The 14,404-nt window shown below is 68.9% G+C and carries 13 protein-coding genes; 3 read left to right on the plus strand and 10 right to left on the minus strand.

Features of this window, described 5'->3' with window-relative positions:
• Positions 1–2: 2 nt before the first annotated feature.
• On the minus strand, positions 3–1,124 hold the full coding sequence (locus tag DK459_RS03860; protein ID WP_020927727.1) for an amino acid ABC transporter substrate-binding protein: 1,122 nt from the start codon (positions 1,122–1,124) through the stop codon (positions 3–5).
• A gap of 133 nt (positions 1,125–1,257) precedes the next feature.
• Positions 1,258–2,406 carry a cystathionine beta-lyase gene (gene metC, locus DK459_RS03865; protein WP_110134465.1) on the minus strand — a complete coding sequence of 383 codons (1,149 nt, stop codon included), beginning with the start codon at positions 2,404–2,406 and terminating at the stop codon, positions 1,258–1,260.
• A gap of 108 nt (positions 2,407–2,514) precedes the next feature.
• Here metC and DK459_RS03870 point away from each other — a divergent pair, with 108 nt between their 5' ends.
• Positions 2,515–3,429 (plus strand): LysR substrate-binding domain-containing protein, encoded by a 915-nt coding sequence (locus DK459_RS03870; protein ID WP_006384141.1) that lies wholly within the window; start codon positions 2,515–2,517, stop codon positions 3,427–3,429.
• Here DK459_RS03870 and DK459_RS03875 read toward each other — a convergent pair.
• The 8 genes from DK459_RS03875 to DK459_RS03910 form a co-directional block, all read right to left on the minus strand.
• Positions 3,419–5,488 carry a TonB-dependent copper receptor gene (locus DK459_RS03875; protein WP_070781620.1) on the minus strand — a complete coding sequence of 690 codons (2,070 nt, stop codon included), beginning with the start codon at positions 5,486–5,488 and terminating at the stop codon, positions 3,419–3,421. The two genes, DK459_RS03870 and DK459_RS03875, sit on opposite strands and share 11 nt — an antisense overlap.
• Before the next feature lie 87 nt (positions 5,489–5,575).
• The gene (locus tag DK459_RS03880) at positions 5,576–5,974 is read right to left on the minus strand and encodes a DUF2946 family protein (RefSeq protein WP_110134466.1); all 399 of its coding nucleotides are present in this window, start codon (positions 5,972–5,974) and stop codon (positions 5,576–5,578) included.
• Between the two features lie 122 nt (positions 5,975–6,096).
• The gene (locus DK459_RS03885; protein ID WP_020927730.1) at positions 6,097–6,936 is read right to left on the minus strand and encodes an ABC transporter ATP-binding protein; all 840 of its coding nucleotides are present in this window, start codon (positions 6,934–6,936) and stop codon (positions 6,097–6,099) included.
• On the minus strand, positions 6,933–7,799 hold the full coding sequence (locus DK459_RS03890; protein WP_024068886.1) for an ABC transporter ATP-binding protein: 867 nt from the start codon (positions 7,797–7,799) through the stop codon (positions 6,933–6,935). Before DK459_RS03890 ends, DK459_RS03885 begins: the two co-directional genes overlap by 4 nt.
• Positions 7,796–8,626, minus strand: coding sequence for an ABC transporter permease (locus DK459_RS03895; RefSeq protein ID WP_020927732.1), 831 nt, complete (start codon positions 8,624–8,626; stop codon positions 7,796–7,798). The genes DK459_RS03890 and DK459_RS03895 overlap by 4 nt, the downstream gene beginning before the upstream one ends.
• Positions 8,623–9,579 carry an ABC transporter permease gene (locus DK459_RS03900; RefSeq protein WP_020927733.1) on the minus strand — a complete coding sequence of 319 codons (957 nt, stop codon included), beginning with the start codon at positions 9,577–9,579 and terminating at the stop codon, positions 8,623–8,625. The genes DK459_RS03895 and DK459_RS03900 overlap by 4 nt, the downstream gene beginning before the upstream one ends.
• A gap of 10 nt (positions 9,580–9,589) precedes the next feature.
• Positions 9,590–11,143 carry an ABC transporter substrate-binding protein gene (locus tag DK459_RS03905; protein ID WP_006384341.1) on the minus strand — a complete coding sequence of 518 codons (1,554 nt, stop codon included), beginning with the start codon at positions 11,141–11,143 and terminating at the stop codon, positions 9,590–9,592.
• Positions 11,144–11,187: 44 nt separating this feature from the next.
• The gene (locus tag DK459_RS03910) at positions 11,188–12,393 is read right to left on the minus strand and encodes an aminotransferase class V-fold PLP-dependent enzyme (RefSeq protein ID WP_006384342.1); all 1,206 of its coding nucleotides are present in this window, start codon (positions 12,391–12,393) and stop codon (positions 11,188–11,190) included.
• A 181-nt stretch (positions 12,394–12,574) separates the two neighbouring features.
• On the opposite strand from DK459_RS03910, the gene DK459_RS03915 reads away from it, so the two are divergent.
• Both DK459_RS03915 and DK459_RS03920 read left to right on the plus strand, forming a co-directional pair.
• Entirely contained in the window at positions 12,575–13,519 is a 945-nt protein-coding gene (locus DK459_RS03915) for a LysR family transcriptional regulator (RefSeq protein WP_006384343.1), read from the plus strand.
• A 130-nt stretch (positions 13,520–13,649) separates the two neighbouring features.
• The gene (locus tag DK459_RS03920; protein ID WP_006384344.1) at positions 13,650–14,330 is read left to right on the plus strand and encodes a hydrolase; all 681 of its coding nucleotides are present in this window, start codon (positions 13,650–13,652) and stop codon (positions 14,328–14,330) included.
• Positions 14,331–14,404: the final 74 nt, after the last annotated feature.

Below are 14,404 nucleotides of genomic sequence, written 5' to 3' on the forward strand. Positions count from 1 at the left end.
GATCAGTTGAAGACGTACGGGTACATCAGGCCGCCGTCGCGATACAGGCGGTTCATGCCGCGCTCGAGCTTCATCGGGCTGTTCTTGCCGACGTTGCGCTCGAAGATCTCGCCGTAGTTGCCCAGCTGCTTGACGATGTTGTAGGCCCAGCGCTCATCCAGCCCCAGCGCCTTGCCGTTGCCGGGCTCCTTGCCCAGGAAGCGGGCGATGCGCGGGTCGTCGGACTTGAGCATGTCGTCGACGTTGGCCTGGGTGATGCCCATGTCCTCGGCGGCGATCGGCACCTGGATGACCCATTTGACGATGTCGAACCAGCGGTCGTCGCCATGGCGCACCGACGGCGTCAGCGCCTCGCTGTGGCCGCTGGCCGGGAAGATCACGTAGTCGTCCGGGTTCTGCGCCTGGGTCGCGCGCACCGCCGCCAGCGCCGAGGCGTCGGTGATCAGGCCGTCGCAGCGCCCGGAGAAGAACGCCTGGCGCGAGGCCGCGACGTTGTCGAACAGCACGGTCTTCAGGCCCAGCTTGAACTTGCGCGACAGGTCGGCCACCGTGACTTCGTTGGTCGAGCCGGTCTGCACGCAGATGGTGGCGCCGTTCATGTCCTTGGTCTGGGTGATGCCCAGGTCTTTGCGCACCATGAAGGCGTCGTACTCGTAGTAATTCGGGTAGGTGAAGTTGATGCCGTTGGCATCGCGCCGCAGGGTCCACGAGGTGGTGCGCGGCAGGACGTCGATCTGGCCGGTCTGCAAGGCGGTCAGGCGTTGCTGGCCCGTCAGCGGCACGAAGCGCGTCTTGCTGGCGTCGCCCAGCACCGCGATCGCGATGGCGCGGCAGGTGTCGACGTCCAGGCCCTTCCAGTTGCCGTCCTTGTCGGGCGCCGAGAAGCCGGTGGTGCCATGGCCGGAACCGCAGATGACGTAGCCGCGGGCGCGGATCTGGTCCACCGTGGGACTGTTGGTCTGCGTGACCGCGGCCGCCACCGGCGAGGCGCCGGTCGCGGGCGCCGTGGGTTGCGCCGCGGGTTGGGCGGCGGCCTGGGCCTGTGCCGGGAGCGGCACGGCGGCCGGGGCGCAGGCCGCGATGGCCAGGGCGAGACAACGGTAAGTCTGCTTGAAGCTGAACATGGCAATTCCCCTTGCTATGTGGTGAGCGCCTCGAGGCGCTTCGAGCCGGTCGGCCATGCGTGGCCGGCCGGTGTTGAACAGGTGCGCCGGAAGGCTCCGGCCGCGCGGACGAGCGACGGCGCCCGCCGCGCGTTCAGCGTTGCGCCTGGTAGGCCGCCAGCGCGCCGCGCAGGTCGTCCTTGAGCGTGTCGACCTCCTCCAGACCGATCGACAGGCGCACGATGGGCCGGTCGGTCGCCGGGAAGGCGCGGCCGGCCTGCAGCCCCGCCGGGTAATAGGCGGCCAGGCTGTGCACCCCGCCCCAGCTGGCGCCGATGGCGAAATGGCGCAACGAATCGAAGAAGCCGTTGAAGGCCGCCTCGGGCGCTGGCGCCAGCATCATCGAGAACAGGCAGCCGTTGGTGCGGAAGTCGCGCTTCCACAGGCCATGGCCCGGGTCCGACGGCAGCGGCGGGTACAGCAGGCGCTCGACCTGCGGCTGGCTTTGCAGCCACTCGGCCACGCGCAGGGTCGCGTCGCTCTGCGCGCGCAGCCGCAGCGCCAGCGTCTCCAGGCCGCGCAGCACCAGGAAGCAGTCGTCCGGGCTGACCTGCTGGCCGAGGATGCTCTGGGTCTCGCGCAGCACGGCGTAGTGGTCGGCGTCGTTCATGCTGATGCTGCCCATCAGCACGTCGGAATGGCCGCCGAAGAACTTGGTGGCGGCCTCGACGCTGAAGTCGACGCCGTGCGCCAGCGGCTGGAAGCCCAGCGGGCTGGCCCAGGTGTTGTCCATCATGGTCAGCACGCCGTGGCGCCGCGCGGCGGCGGCGATGGCGGGCACGTCGGCCATTTCCATGGTGACGGTGCCGGGCGCCTCGATGCAGATCATGCGGGTGGCCGGGCGGATCAGCGCCTCGATGCCGGCGCCGATCGACGGGTCGTACAGTTCCACATCCACCCCCATGTGCGCCAGCCACTTCTCGCCGAAGGTCTTGAGCGCGCCATAGCAGGCGGCCGACAGCAGCAGGTGGTCGCCGCCGCGCACGAAGCCCATCACCACCGTCATCAGCGCCGCCGCGCCGGACGGCGTGATGACGCAGTGGCGGCCGCCTTCGAGCGCGGCGATGCGATCTTCCAGCAGGCGCGCCGTGGGCGTGCCGGTGACGCCGTAGCTGAAGCCGTCGGGCTGGCGGTGCTTGCGGTTGACGAAGGCGTCGAGCGAGTCGAACACCACGGTCGAGGCGCGCTGCACGGCGGGCGAGAGGCTGGCGAAATCTCTATTAGTCTGATTGATAGCTTTCATCTAATCTATTTGCTGGGCTTAGGAGTGATCGGGAACAGCGCCAGTGTCTGCCTTTCCTACCATTGCCTCAACAATCGAAGAAACTTAGTCAATAAGCGGGACTTATAGATGGACATGCGCGAGATCCAGGTCTTCCGGGCCGTGATGCAGGCCGGCACCACCAGCAAGGCCGCCACCCTGCTGGGCATTTCGCAGCCGGCGGTGAGCCAGGCCATCCGCAAGCTGGAAACCTCGTCGGAACTGCGGCTGTTCGAGCGCGTGCGCGGCCGGCTGGTGCCGACCCAGGAGGCCGGCGCGCTGATGGAGGAAGTGGATCGCTGTTTCGCCGGCTTCGAGCTGATCGAGCACCGCATCCGCAGCCTCAAATCGTTCGGCGTCGGGCGCCTGGCGGTGGGGTCGCTGCCGGCGCTGGGCACCGGCTTCATGCCGCGCGCGATCGCCGCGTTCGGCCTGCAGGACCGCCGCATCCAGATGTCGTTCCAGATCATGAGTTCGCGCGAGGTGCTGCAGCAGGTCACGGCCGGGCAACTCGATTTCGGCCTGATGGCCGACGAACTGTCGGTGGCCGGCCTGGAGCATTCGGAATTCCTGCGGGTGCCGGGCGTGATCGCCATGCACAGCCGCCATCCGCTGGCGGCGCGGCCGCGCATCACGCTGCGCGACCTGACCGAGCATCCCTTCATCGCGCTCAACCCCGAGGACGCCAGCCGCCGGCGCCTGGAAACGGCGCTGCACGACCAGGGCCTGGCGCTGCGGCCGGTGCTGGAGACGCCCTATTCCAATTCCGTCTGCGAGTTCGCGCTGCACGGCGTCGGCATCGGCCTGGTGCATCCGGTCATGGCGCTGGACTACCTGGCGCGCGGCCTGACCATCAAGCCGCTGGAACTGGACATCGGCTTTGCCTGCCTGCTGGTGTTCCGGCCCGGCACACCGCTTTCAGAGAACGCGCGGGCGTTGCTGAAAGCGATGCGCATCGAGCTGGACCGGGATCTCAAGCGGATCCGGACGGCGCTCAGTACTTGAAGCTCAGGCGCGCCCAGAAGGTGCGCCCGGGTTCGTTGAAGGCCGTGTTGGCGGCAAAGCCGAAACCGGCGTCGCCCGCCAGGTTCAGGTGCTCGGCATAGGTCTTGTCGAACAGGTTGTCCACGCCCAGCGACAGCTGCACCTGCTTGCTGAACGCGTAGCCGCCGTTGAGCGAAAACACGCCGAAGCCGGCGCTCGGGCCGAAGTCCTTGCTGACGACGTTGCCCTGCTCGAGGGCGTAGCGGCGCTGCGCGGCCACCACGCGCCACAGGGCGCCCGCCGACCAGGTGCCATCGTCGTAGGCGGCGCTGAGCCGGGCTTCGAGCGGCGGCATCTGCGGCATGGGGCGGCCGTCGCTGCGGTTCTGGCCCCACGCATACGCCAAGGTGCCGCCCAGTTTCCAGCGCGGCGCGACCTGGTACGACACGCCCAGCTCGCCGCCGGCAATGCGCGCGTCGACATTGCGCGCCTGGGCGGTCGCGCCCATGCCTCCCATGCCGCCCTTGCCATAGTCGAACAGGATGAAGTCGTCGACGTAGCCCGCATAGCCCGACACCCAGGCGTCGAGCGTATCGGTCTTGTATTGCGCGCCCAGGTCCAGTTGCGTGGTTTTTTCCGGCTTGACGCCGCGGAACGCGTTGACCGAACCGTCCGGCCCCTTGGTCGGCGAAAACAGCTCCCAGTAGTCGGGGAAGCGCTCCGCGTGGCCCAGGCCGATGTAGACGGTGGCCGGCAGCGCGGCCAGATCGCGTTCATAGCGCAGGAAGCCGCTGGGCAGCGTGTCGTTGCGGCGCTCGCCGGCCGTGGGGTTGGGCCTGAGCATCATCCTGGAGCCGGTCTCGCGGCGGAAGTCCTTGGCCGAGGCCCAGTCCACGCGCGCGCCGCCGATGACGCGGCTGTCGTCGGCGGCATGCCAGGTCAGTTCACCGAATACCCCGGTGTTGGCGAAGCTCGCGTCCTTGATCCAGCTGTTGGCGCGGTACGAAACCTTGGCGTTGCCCTTGCGCGAGCGATGGCGGCTTTGCTGGAAGTCCAGGCCCGTCACCAGGCTCAGGTCGGGCGCCAGGTTCCAGGTGCCGGCAATGCGGCCGCCCCAGGTGGCGCGGTCCACGTTGGAGGCCATCGCCATTGGCATCATGCCGTGCGGGTCCGGCTTGCGCAGGGTGTAGTTGTCCATCACGTGGTCGGCGTAGTTGTAGTAGAGCTGCGCCTCCAGCTTGTCCAGCGTGCCGCCCAGGTTGCGCTTCTCGGCGCGCAGCCCGAAGCTCTCGCGCTTGAACTGCGAGCCGTCCATGCCGCGGCCGGCATAGCGCGCCTGGCCGTCGCCGGTGCCCGCCGTCAATTCATAGACCGTATCGGCGTCGGGCGTGAAGCCCAGCGCCACGTCCGCATTCCATTTGTCCCAGCGCGACGGCACGGTGTTGCCGTCGCCATCCTTGTAGTCCTGCGAATGCGAGTGATTGGCCGTGAAGCGGGTGTAGACCTTGTCGTTGCCCACCGTCAGGTCGGCGGCCTGGTCGTTGCGGCCGTTTGATCCGCCTTGCAGGCTGCCATCGAAGCGCGCGCCGGGCTCGGTGAAATGCGGTGTGTCGCGGTCGAACTTGATGGTGCCGGCCGAGGCGCCCGGCCCCCACAGCACCGTCTGCGGACCCTTGATGACGGTGAGCTTGTCGAAGTTCTCGGGCGAAATGTACGAACTGGGCGCATCCATGCGCGCCGGGCAGGCGCCCGGCATCGAGGTGCCATCGGTCAGGATGTTCAGGCGCGAACCGAACATGCCGCGCAGCACCGGATCGCCGTTGGTCCCGCCGTTGCGCACGGCCGAGAAGCCCGGGATGGTCTTGAGATAGTCGGTGCCGTCGCTGGCCGGCAGCGGCTGGCGCGGGATCTTTGGATCGGTGGTGACGGTCAGCGGGGCGCTTGGCGCCACGCCGGTGATGACCACCGGGTCGGTCATCGTGATGCCGTCGCTGTCGACGGTGTTCGACCAGGCGGGCAATGCCGCCGCCAACGCGGTGACCAGGCAGCTGGCCCGCAGGATTTCCTTTTTCTTGCGCATGGGATTCTCTGGATCTGAACAGGCTGGACGCGCGCGACCACGCGGGCCGCATCGGTGCGCGCCAGCAAAAAATGGAAAGGACGGGGTTCAGGCCAACAGAGGGGGCGCGCGCGGCTGCCGTGGCAACCGCGCCTGCGCGCTGGGGAAATGGATATCGATGGTGGGCGCCGGCAGCGCCAGCGGCGTGCTGGGCAACAGCCAGGCCAGCAACGCCAGCCCGGGCAGCGCCGCGCCGCCCAGCATGGCGCACCCGGCGAAACAGCAATGCGGCAATGCGCCGCTATGCTGCTGCACGTCCTGCGCGAGGCCGCCGCCAGCGTCCAGCGTGACCACACGCGGTCCGCTGGCGGTGCAGACGATGGTGGTGGCGCCGGGCGCGGTGCTGGGCCCGGCCAATGCGGCGGAAGCGATCAGCGCCTGGAAGACGAACAGGAACACCGCGACCAGCGCGGTGCAGCGTCTTCGGGCAACGGCGCCTGTGTGCATTCGCATCCTCTTGAAGTCGCGGATGGTAGCACGCAGGGTGCCGTGAAAAAGGCCCCGCGGGCAGCTGTAGGACGCACGGAAAGGCCAATCGCGCGGCGATCAGCCCCTTGCCTTGACGTGGATCAAGCCGGCCGGCCCTGCCCCGCCGGCGGACGCAGGCGCCTGCGCGTCGGATCGGGCCGCGGCACCGCGGCGATCAGCCTGCGGGTGTAGTCGTGCGCCGGCGCCTCGAAGATGCGGTCGCACTCGCCCTCTTCCACCAGCTCGCCCGCGGCCATGATGGCCACGCGGTCGGCGAAGTGCCGCACCACGCCCAGGTCGTGCGAGATGAACAGGTAGGTCAGTCCATGCTCGGCCTGCAGGTCGGCCAGCAGGTCCAGCACCTGCGCCTTGACCGACACGTCCAGCGCCGACACCGCCTCGTCGGCGATGATGAAGCGCGGTTCCAGCGCCAGCGCCCGGGCGATCGCGATGCGCTGGCGCTGGCCGCCCGAGAACTGGTGCGGAAAACGCTGCGCGTGTTCGGGCCGCAGCCCCACCCGCTGCAGCAGCGCGAGCATGCGCGCGCGGCGTTCGTCGGGCGTGTGCAGCCGGTGGATCACCATGCCGTCCATGATGGCGTCCCCTGCCGTGCGACGCGGATTCAGGCTGGAGTACGGGTCCTGGAAGATGGTCTGCACCTGGCGCCGGAAGGCGCGCAGCGCGGGACCGGCCAGTTGGCCGACGTCATGGCCGGCCAGATGGATGCGGCCCGCGCTGGGCCGCAGCAGGCCGGCGATGCAGCGGCCCAGCGTGCTCTTGCCCGAGCCGGACTCGCCCACCAGGGCCAGCGTGGTGCCGGCGGCCATCGCCAGGCTGACGCCCTTGACCGCGTGCACCACGCGGGTCGGCCGGCCCAGCAGGCCGCGGGCGGCGACATAGTCCTTGGTGACGCCTTCGGCGCGCAGGATGAAATCGGTCATGGCGTGGCTCCCCGGACGGCGGCCCGCGCCGGTGGCGCCAGGCGGCGGGCGCGGTCGCGCGGCGCGTCCACGTCCGGCACGGCGGCCAGCAGCGCCTGGGTGTAGGGATGCGCCGGGCGCGCGAAGATCTGCTGCACCATGCCCTCTTCCACCACTTCGCCCGCCCGCAACACCACCACCCGATCGGCGATCTCGGCCACCACGCCCAGGTCATGGGTGATGAACAGCACGGCGGCGCCGGTTTCGGCCTGGATCGAGAACAGCAGTTCCAGCACCTGGGCCTGCACCGTCACGTCCAGCGCGGTGGTCGGCTCGTCGGCGATGATGAGCTTGGGCGACAGCGCGCAGGCGATCGCGATCATGACCCGTTGCCGCATTCCGCCCGAAAGCTCATGCGGATAGGCCTTGGCGCGTTGCGCCGGCTCGCGGATGCCGACCCGCTCCAGCAGCGCCACGGCGCGCTCCCAGGCCGCCTTGCGGCCCGCCTGGCCGTGCAGGCGGATGACCTCGGCGATCTGGCTGCCCACGGTGCGGCCGGGATTGAGCGCGGTCATCGGTTCCTGGAACACCATCGCCATCTCCTTGCCGCGCAGGGCATCCCGCTCGCTCTCGGTCGCGCGCAGCAGGTCGCGGCCGTCGAAGCGCAGCGAATCGGCCGCCACCCGCCCCGGCGGGTCCACCAGGCCCATCAGGGAAAAGCCCGTGACCGATTTGCCGGAGCCGGATTCGCCCACCAGGCACACCACCTCGCCGCGCCGCAGCGTCAGGTCCACGCCCTTGACCGCGGCGAACGGCCCTTGCGGGGTGTCGAAATCGACGGTCAGGTTCCTGACCGCCAGCAGCACGTCGGCGTCGTGGCTCATCGTTGCAACTCCGGATTGAGCGCGTCCTGCAGCCAGTCGCCCAGCACGTTGACGGCCAGCACGGTGAAGAACAGCGCCAGCGCCGGCACCAGCACCGGCCACGGATTGGTGAACAGGTAATCCTTGAGCGATCCCACCATCTGCCCCCAGGAAGGCACCGGCGGCCGCACGCCCAGGCCGAGAAAGCTCAGGCCGGCCTCCAGCAGCATGGCGAACGAGAACGTGAACGAAGCCTGCACCGCGATGATCGAGCGCATATTGGGCAGCACCTCGTGCCAGATGATCCAGCCGCTGCCCGCGCCCAGCGAACTGGCCGCCAGCACGTGTTCACGCGCCCGGATGCCGCGCGCCACGCCCCAGGCAACGCGGGCGAACTGGGGCGCGTACAGGATGCCGATGGTGCCCACCAGCGTCGGCAGATTGCCGCCGATGAAGGCCAGCACCACCAGCGCCACGAAGATCTCCGGCAGCGACACGAAGACGTCGACCACGCGGATCGCGGCGGCCTCGGCGCGCCGGCCCAGGAAGGCCACGCCGACGCCGAGCGCCACGCCCAGCACGCCCGCCAGGATCACCGCCGCCGCGGCCACCGACAGCGACACCCGGGCGCCGTAGACCGCCCGCGCCAGCAGGTCGCGGCCCAGTTCGTCGGTGCCCAGCCAGTGCCGCCAGGACGGCGAGGACAGCAGGTTGGCGGCGTCGATGCGGTACGGATCGGCCAGGCCCAGCGCCGGGCCCAGGATGGCGGCCAGCACCACCACGGCCAGGAAGCCGAGCGCCAGCCGGACCGCCACGCCGGTCTTGGGGATACGAAGCGATGCGATCATGCGGAAGGCCTGCGGATACGGGGGTCGACGAAGCCCTGCGCCAGGTCGATGACCAGGCTGATCAGGATGAACAAGGCGAAGATGGCCAGGAGCGAACCCTGGATCACGGGGTAGTCGCGCGAGAATGCCGCGCTCACCAGCAGCGAACTCAGGCCCGGCCAATCGAACAGCGCCTCGATGATGACGGTGCCGCCCAGCAGGTTGCCGGCGCGCACGCCGACGATGGCGATGACCGGCACCAGCGCGTTCGGCAGCGCGTGCCGCAGGATCGCCCGGCCGCGCGGCATGCCCTTGGCGCGGGCCAGCTTGACGTAGTCGCGGCCCATCACGTCCGCCAGGCTGGCGCGCGTCATGCGCGCCACCACGCCCATGAAGTTCAGGCCGATGGTGAGCGACGGCAGGATCAGCGCCAGGCAGTGCTGCAGCGGGTCGTCCGAGAACGGCACGAAGCCCGACGACGGCAGCCAGCCCAGCGCCAGGCTGAACAGCAGCACCAGCAGGATGCCCAGCACGAACACCGGCGCCGAGAATCCCGCCACCGCGATCACCGCGGCCAGGGCGCCCGCCAGCCGGCCGCGCGAGCGCGCCGCGACCACGCCCAGCGGCACGCCGAGCAGCACGGCGATCAACAGCCCGGCGCCGATCAGCTCCAGGCTGCGCGGAATGCGCCGCGCCAGTTCGTCGGCTACCGGTTCGCCGGTGCGCAGCGAAACCCCCAGGTCGCCGCGCGCCAGCGCGCCGGCCCAGTGCGTGAACTGCGTGCCCAGCGGCAGGTCCAGGCCGAGTTGCGCCCGCACCCGCGCCACGGCCACCGGATCGCTGCCGGCCTGGTCGCCCAGCATGATGGCGACCGGATCGCCGGGCAGCAGGTGGATGGCGATGAACACCACGCCCGTGGCCAGCGCCAGCGTGATGGCGGCAGACCCCAGGCGCCTCAGCAGAAAGGGCAGCATGCCGGCGCGCTCACTTGAGCCACATGGTGGGCAGCGAGATGCCCGGGCTGCTTTCGCTCAGCGCCCCGCCCAGCTGGGTGTAGCCCTGCACCTTGCGCAGGTAGCCCTGGGCCTGCTCGCGCCAGCTCACGAAGACCCACGGGCTGGTCTCCAGGATGCGCTTCTCCGCCTGCTGGTAGATCGGCTGGCGCGCCTTGGGATCGGTCAGCGCGCGGCCCTGGGCCAGCAGCTTTTCCAGCTCGGGATCGCGGTAGCCTATCGGCTTGGCCCAGTAGCTGGAGTCGCCGCCCAGGTAATAGGCGTAGGCGTCCGGGTCGGGCAGCTTGACCGACACGCCGTAGATCATCGACTCGTAGTCGCCGCGGTTCTTGCGCTCGACCAGCGTGGCCCATTCGACGGGTTCCAGCTTCAGGTTGATGCCGACTTCCTTCAGGTTGGCCTGCACCACCTGTGCCATCGTGGTGTAGATGCCCAGGCCCTGGAACACCACCATGGACGCGTCCACGCCGTTGCCGTAGCCGGCCTCGGCCAGCAGGGCGCGGGCCTTGGCGGTGTCGCGCTTGTAGGTGCCGTCCAGCGACTTGTCGTAGTACGGCGAATCCTCGGGCGTGGGCGCGCCGTAGATCGGCTTGCCGTAGCCGAAGAAGGCGGCCTTGGACACGGCCTCGCGGTCGATGGCGTAGGACACCGCGCGGCGCACGCGGGCGTCGTCGAACGGCTTCTTGCCGGTGTTGAACCAGACGCTCATGAAAGCGCCGCCGGCGGTGTCGATTCGGGTGCCGGCATTGCGGCGCAGCACGTCGATGTCCTTCCACGGCACGAAGTCGATCATGTCCAGCGACTGGCTGCGCAAGGCGTTGACGCGCGCGTCGTCGCTCTTGATCATGCGGAAGTCGACGCCGTCCAGGTACGGTTGGCCACTGACGAAGTAGCGCGGGTTGCGCGTCAGGCTGGCGCGCACGGCCGGTTCGTAGCTCTTTAGCTGGAACGGGCCGGTGCCGTTGGCCGACAGCTTCAGGTTGGCGCCGCCCTCGACCCACTTGCGCGAGACGATGGCGGCCTCGGGCAAGGCCAGCACGCTCAGCATGGTGGCGTCGGCCGAGGGCTTTTCCACCTTGACGGTGGCCGCATCGACCACGGTGACGGTGGCGCCCTGCAGGTTCGAGCGCAGCGTGGCCCCGGTGGCCGGGTCCAGGATGCGGTCGAGCGAGAATTTGACGTCGTCGGCGGTCACCGGCGAGCCGTCCTGGAAGGCCACGTCGGGCCGCAGGTGGAACACGATGGTGCGGGCGTCGGGCTGTTCCCAGCTTTGCGCCAGCCGCGGCACGATCGCGCCGCTCTTGTCATAGCCCGCCAGCGGGCTGTAGAGCGCCTCGATCAGCACCTTCCAGGCGCTGCCGCCATAGACGTGCGGATCGAGCGACACGATCTCGGACACCGTGCCATAGCGCAGCGTGCCGCCCTGCTTGGGCGTCTCGGCGGCCTGCGCGGCCGCGGCGCCAGCCGCCAGGGCGCAGGCGCTCAACAGGTGCGCCAGGCGGCGCCAGGTATGCATCATCGTCATGTTTTACCCCTTGTACACAATGCCGGTCCGTGCCGGGCGCGCCGTCAGGACGGCAGCGCCTCGACCAGCCGGTCGATTTCACTGGAATCGTTGTAGTAGCTCGGCGAAATGCGCAGGTTGCCGCCGCGCACCGCCAGGTCGACGCCGGCGTCGCGCAGGCGCTGCGCCAGTTCCTGCGCGTCATGGCCCGGATGCTTGAACGACAGGTTGCCCGACGCCTCGCCCGGCGCCCGCGAACTGACGATCTGGTAGCCCTTGCGCTGCAAGGCGGCGCCGGCATGGTCGGTCAGCTCCAGGATGTGGGTTTCGATGCGGGCCGGCGTCAACGCCAATTGCACCCGCACCGCCGCGTCCAGCCCCCAGATGCCGGTGAAGTTGGCCAGCGCCTCTTCGAAGCGACCGGCATTGGGCCGGTACTCCAGCAGGTAATGCATGTGGTCTTCGGTGCTGTCGACGCTGTGATAGCCCACGCTGGGCGGGTCCAGCAGCCCCAGCACGCTCTTGCGGCAATAGAAATAGCCGGTGCCGATCGGCGCCAGCATCCACTTGTGGCCGCCCACAGACAGGAAGTGGATGCCCAGCCGCTCCACGTCCAGCTCCAGCGCGCCGGCCCACTGGATCGCGTCCAGGTTCAGGTACACGCCGCGTTCGTGGCACAGGTTGGAGGTGGCCTCCAGGTCCTGGCGAAAGCCATTGGAGAACTGCACCGCGCTCAGCGACACCAGGCGGGTGCGGTCGTCCATCAGCTTGCGGATATCGTCCACCAGGATGCGGCCGTTGCGGTTCTTCACCCAGCGGATGGTAACCCCGCGCGCGGCCAGCTTCATCCAGCAATACACGTTGGACGGGTATTCGATGTCGGCCAGGATCAGGTTGTCGCCATCGCGCCAGGGAAAGCCGTTGGCCACGTGCACCAGGCCTTCGGTGGTGTTCTTGACGTAGGCGATCTCGTCGCGGTGCGCGCCGATCAGACGGCCGATGCGGGCCTTGATGGTCTCCTCGGCGTAGCGGCACCACTCGGGATAGGCGTTGCGGCCGTTGTCGCGCACGTCCTCCATGAAGCGGTTCACGGCCGCCACCACCGGCAGGCTCAGCGCGCCGATCGACGCGTTGTTCAGGTAGGCCCGCCGTTGCTTGATCGGGAACGCGTCGCCGACATTGCTCCAGTCGAGCTGCTCGATGCCATTGCGGTCATCGGGAAAAAGTGCCGCGGGTCCGCCCACGGAAACCGGTCTGTCCAGGATATTCACGCCGCGCCTCTTTCGTTGAAGGTGGGATGATCCTAAGATTGCGTGAATTCATGCGTCAATTTCGTTTGGAGTATTGATTCATGCGCTTTTGTAATGTGTTGCCGCCGCCAGGCCGCCCTGCCCTGGGGCAGGCACCGGTCCGTGCCCGCCCGCCTCGCGCCGCCTGTCGGGGTTTGTCCCTATGCGCCTGAACCGCCTGCAGGCGCTGCGCGCCGTGCTCGAGACCGGCAGCGTCACCGAAGCCTCGCACCGCATCCACCGCACGCAGCCGCAGATCAGCCGCCTGATCTCGGCGCTCGAGGATGAAGTCGGCTTTCCGCTGTTCCTGCGCCAGGGGCGCGGCCTGATCCCGACCCAGGAATGCCTGCGCTTCTATGAAGGCACGCGCCACATCCTGGCCGGTTTCGAAGAAGTCTCGCGCATCGCCGACTCGATCCGCACCCAGCAGGACGCCTGGCTGCGCATCCTGACCCAGCCCTACTTCGCCTACAGCGTCACGCCGCGCGCCATCGCCGATTTCGCGCGCAGCCATCCCAAGGTCAGGGTGTCGCTGGAAGTGCGCTCGCGGGTGGACGTCGGCCTGTGGATGTCGGGGCAGCAGTTCGACCTGGGCGTGGCCGCGCTGCCGATCGACTTTCCCGGCATCCGTTCGCGCACCTTTGCCCAGGTGCGCCTGGTGATCGCCATGCCGGAAGGCCACCGGCTGGCGGCCCGGCGCGTCGTCACGGTCGACGACATCGAGGACGAACCCTTCATCGCCCTGCGTCCCTTCACCCTGCTGCGCCAGCACATCGACGACCTGATGGAAAAACGCGGCCTGCGCCTGCGGCTGGTGATGGAAACCTCGTCGGGCCAGTCCGCCTGCCAACTGGCGGCGCTGGGCATGGGCATCGCGCTGGCCGATCCGATCCTGGCGGCCAACGTGCCCGGCATCGTGCTGCGCGACTTCGAGCCACGCCTGACCATGCCGTATGGCTTCCTGCTGCCCAGTTCCTATGCGCCATCGGAACAGGCGCGCGAGTTCGCGCGCGTGCTGACGCGGCTGGTGCGCGAGATGGCGCCGGACCGGGTCGACCTGGTCGATCCGGGCGCGGGCGAGGCGGACGGGTTGATGGCCTTTCCCTAGCGCGCTGTCGCGCGGACCGCGCTATCGTCCTGTTTTTGGAACGCTGATGGCAATTTTGACCTACTAGCGCCGCCATCGTCCGCAAATTATCGTGATGACTCTGCTTACCCACCCCCAAAGGAGTCCCGTCATGAGCCAACCCGCGAACTTCAATGGCGCCCGTCCGGTCATCGTTCCGGACCAGGCCGCGATGCTGCTGATCGACCATCAGAGCGGCCTGTTCCAGACCATCGGCGACCTGCCCTTCACCACCGTGCGCGCCCACGCCTCGGCGCTGGCCAGGATGGCCACGCTGACCAAGATGCCGGTGATCACCACCGCCTCGGTGCCGCAAGGTCCCAATGGTCCGCTGATCCCCGAGATCCACCAGAACGCGCCGCATGCCAAGTACGTCGCGCGCCGTGGCGAGATCAACGCCTGGGACAATCCCGACTTCGTTGCCGCGGTCAAGGCCACCGGCCGCAAGCAGCTGATCATCGCCGGCACCATCACCAGCGTCTGCATGGCCTTTCCCAGCATTGCCGCGGTGGCCGACGGCTACCAGGTGTTCGCCGTGATCGACGCCTCGGGCACCTATTCGAAGATGGCGCAGGAAATCACGCTGGCGCGCGTGGTCCAGGCCGGCGTGGTGCCGATGGACACCGCCGCGGTGGCGTCGGAACTGCAACGCACCTGGCACCGCGACGACGCGGCGCAATGGGCGGAAATCTACGGCGGCATTTTCCCGTCGTACCAGTTGCTGGCCGAAAGCTACGCCAAGGCGCAGGACGTCGAACGCAACCAGGAAGCGCTGGACTCGCAACGCGCCTGATGCGCAACGGCGCGGGCCCGGGCGCCGTGCCCGCGCCCGCCGTCGGCCTGCCGCGCACAATATTCATGCGCGCT

It is taken from the genome of Achromobacter sp. RW408 (assembly GCF_003184165.1).
GTDB classification, from domain to species: Bacteria; Pseudomonadota; Gammaproteobacteria; order Burkholderiales; family Burkholderiaceae_B; genus Achromobacter; species Achromobacter xylosoxidans.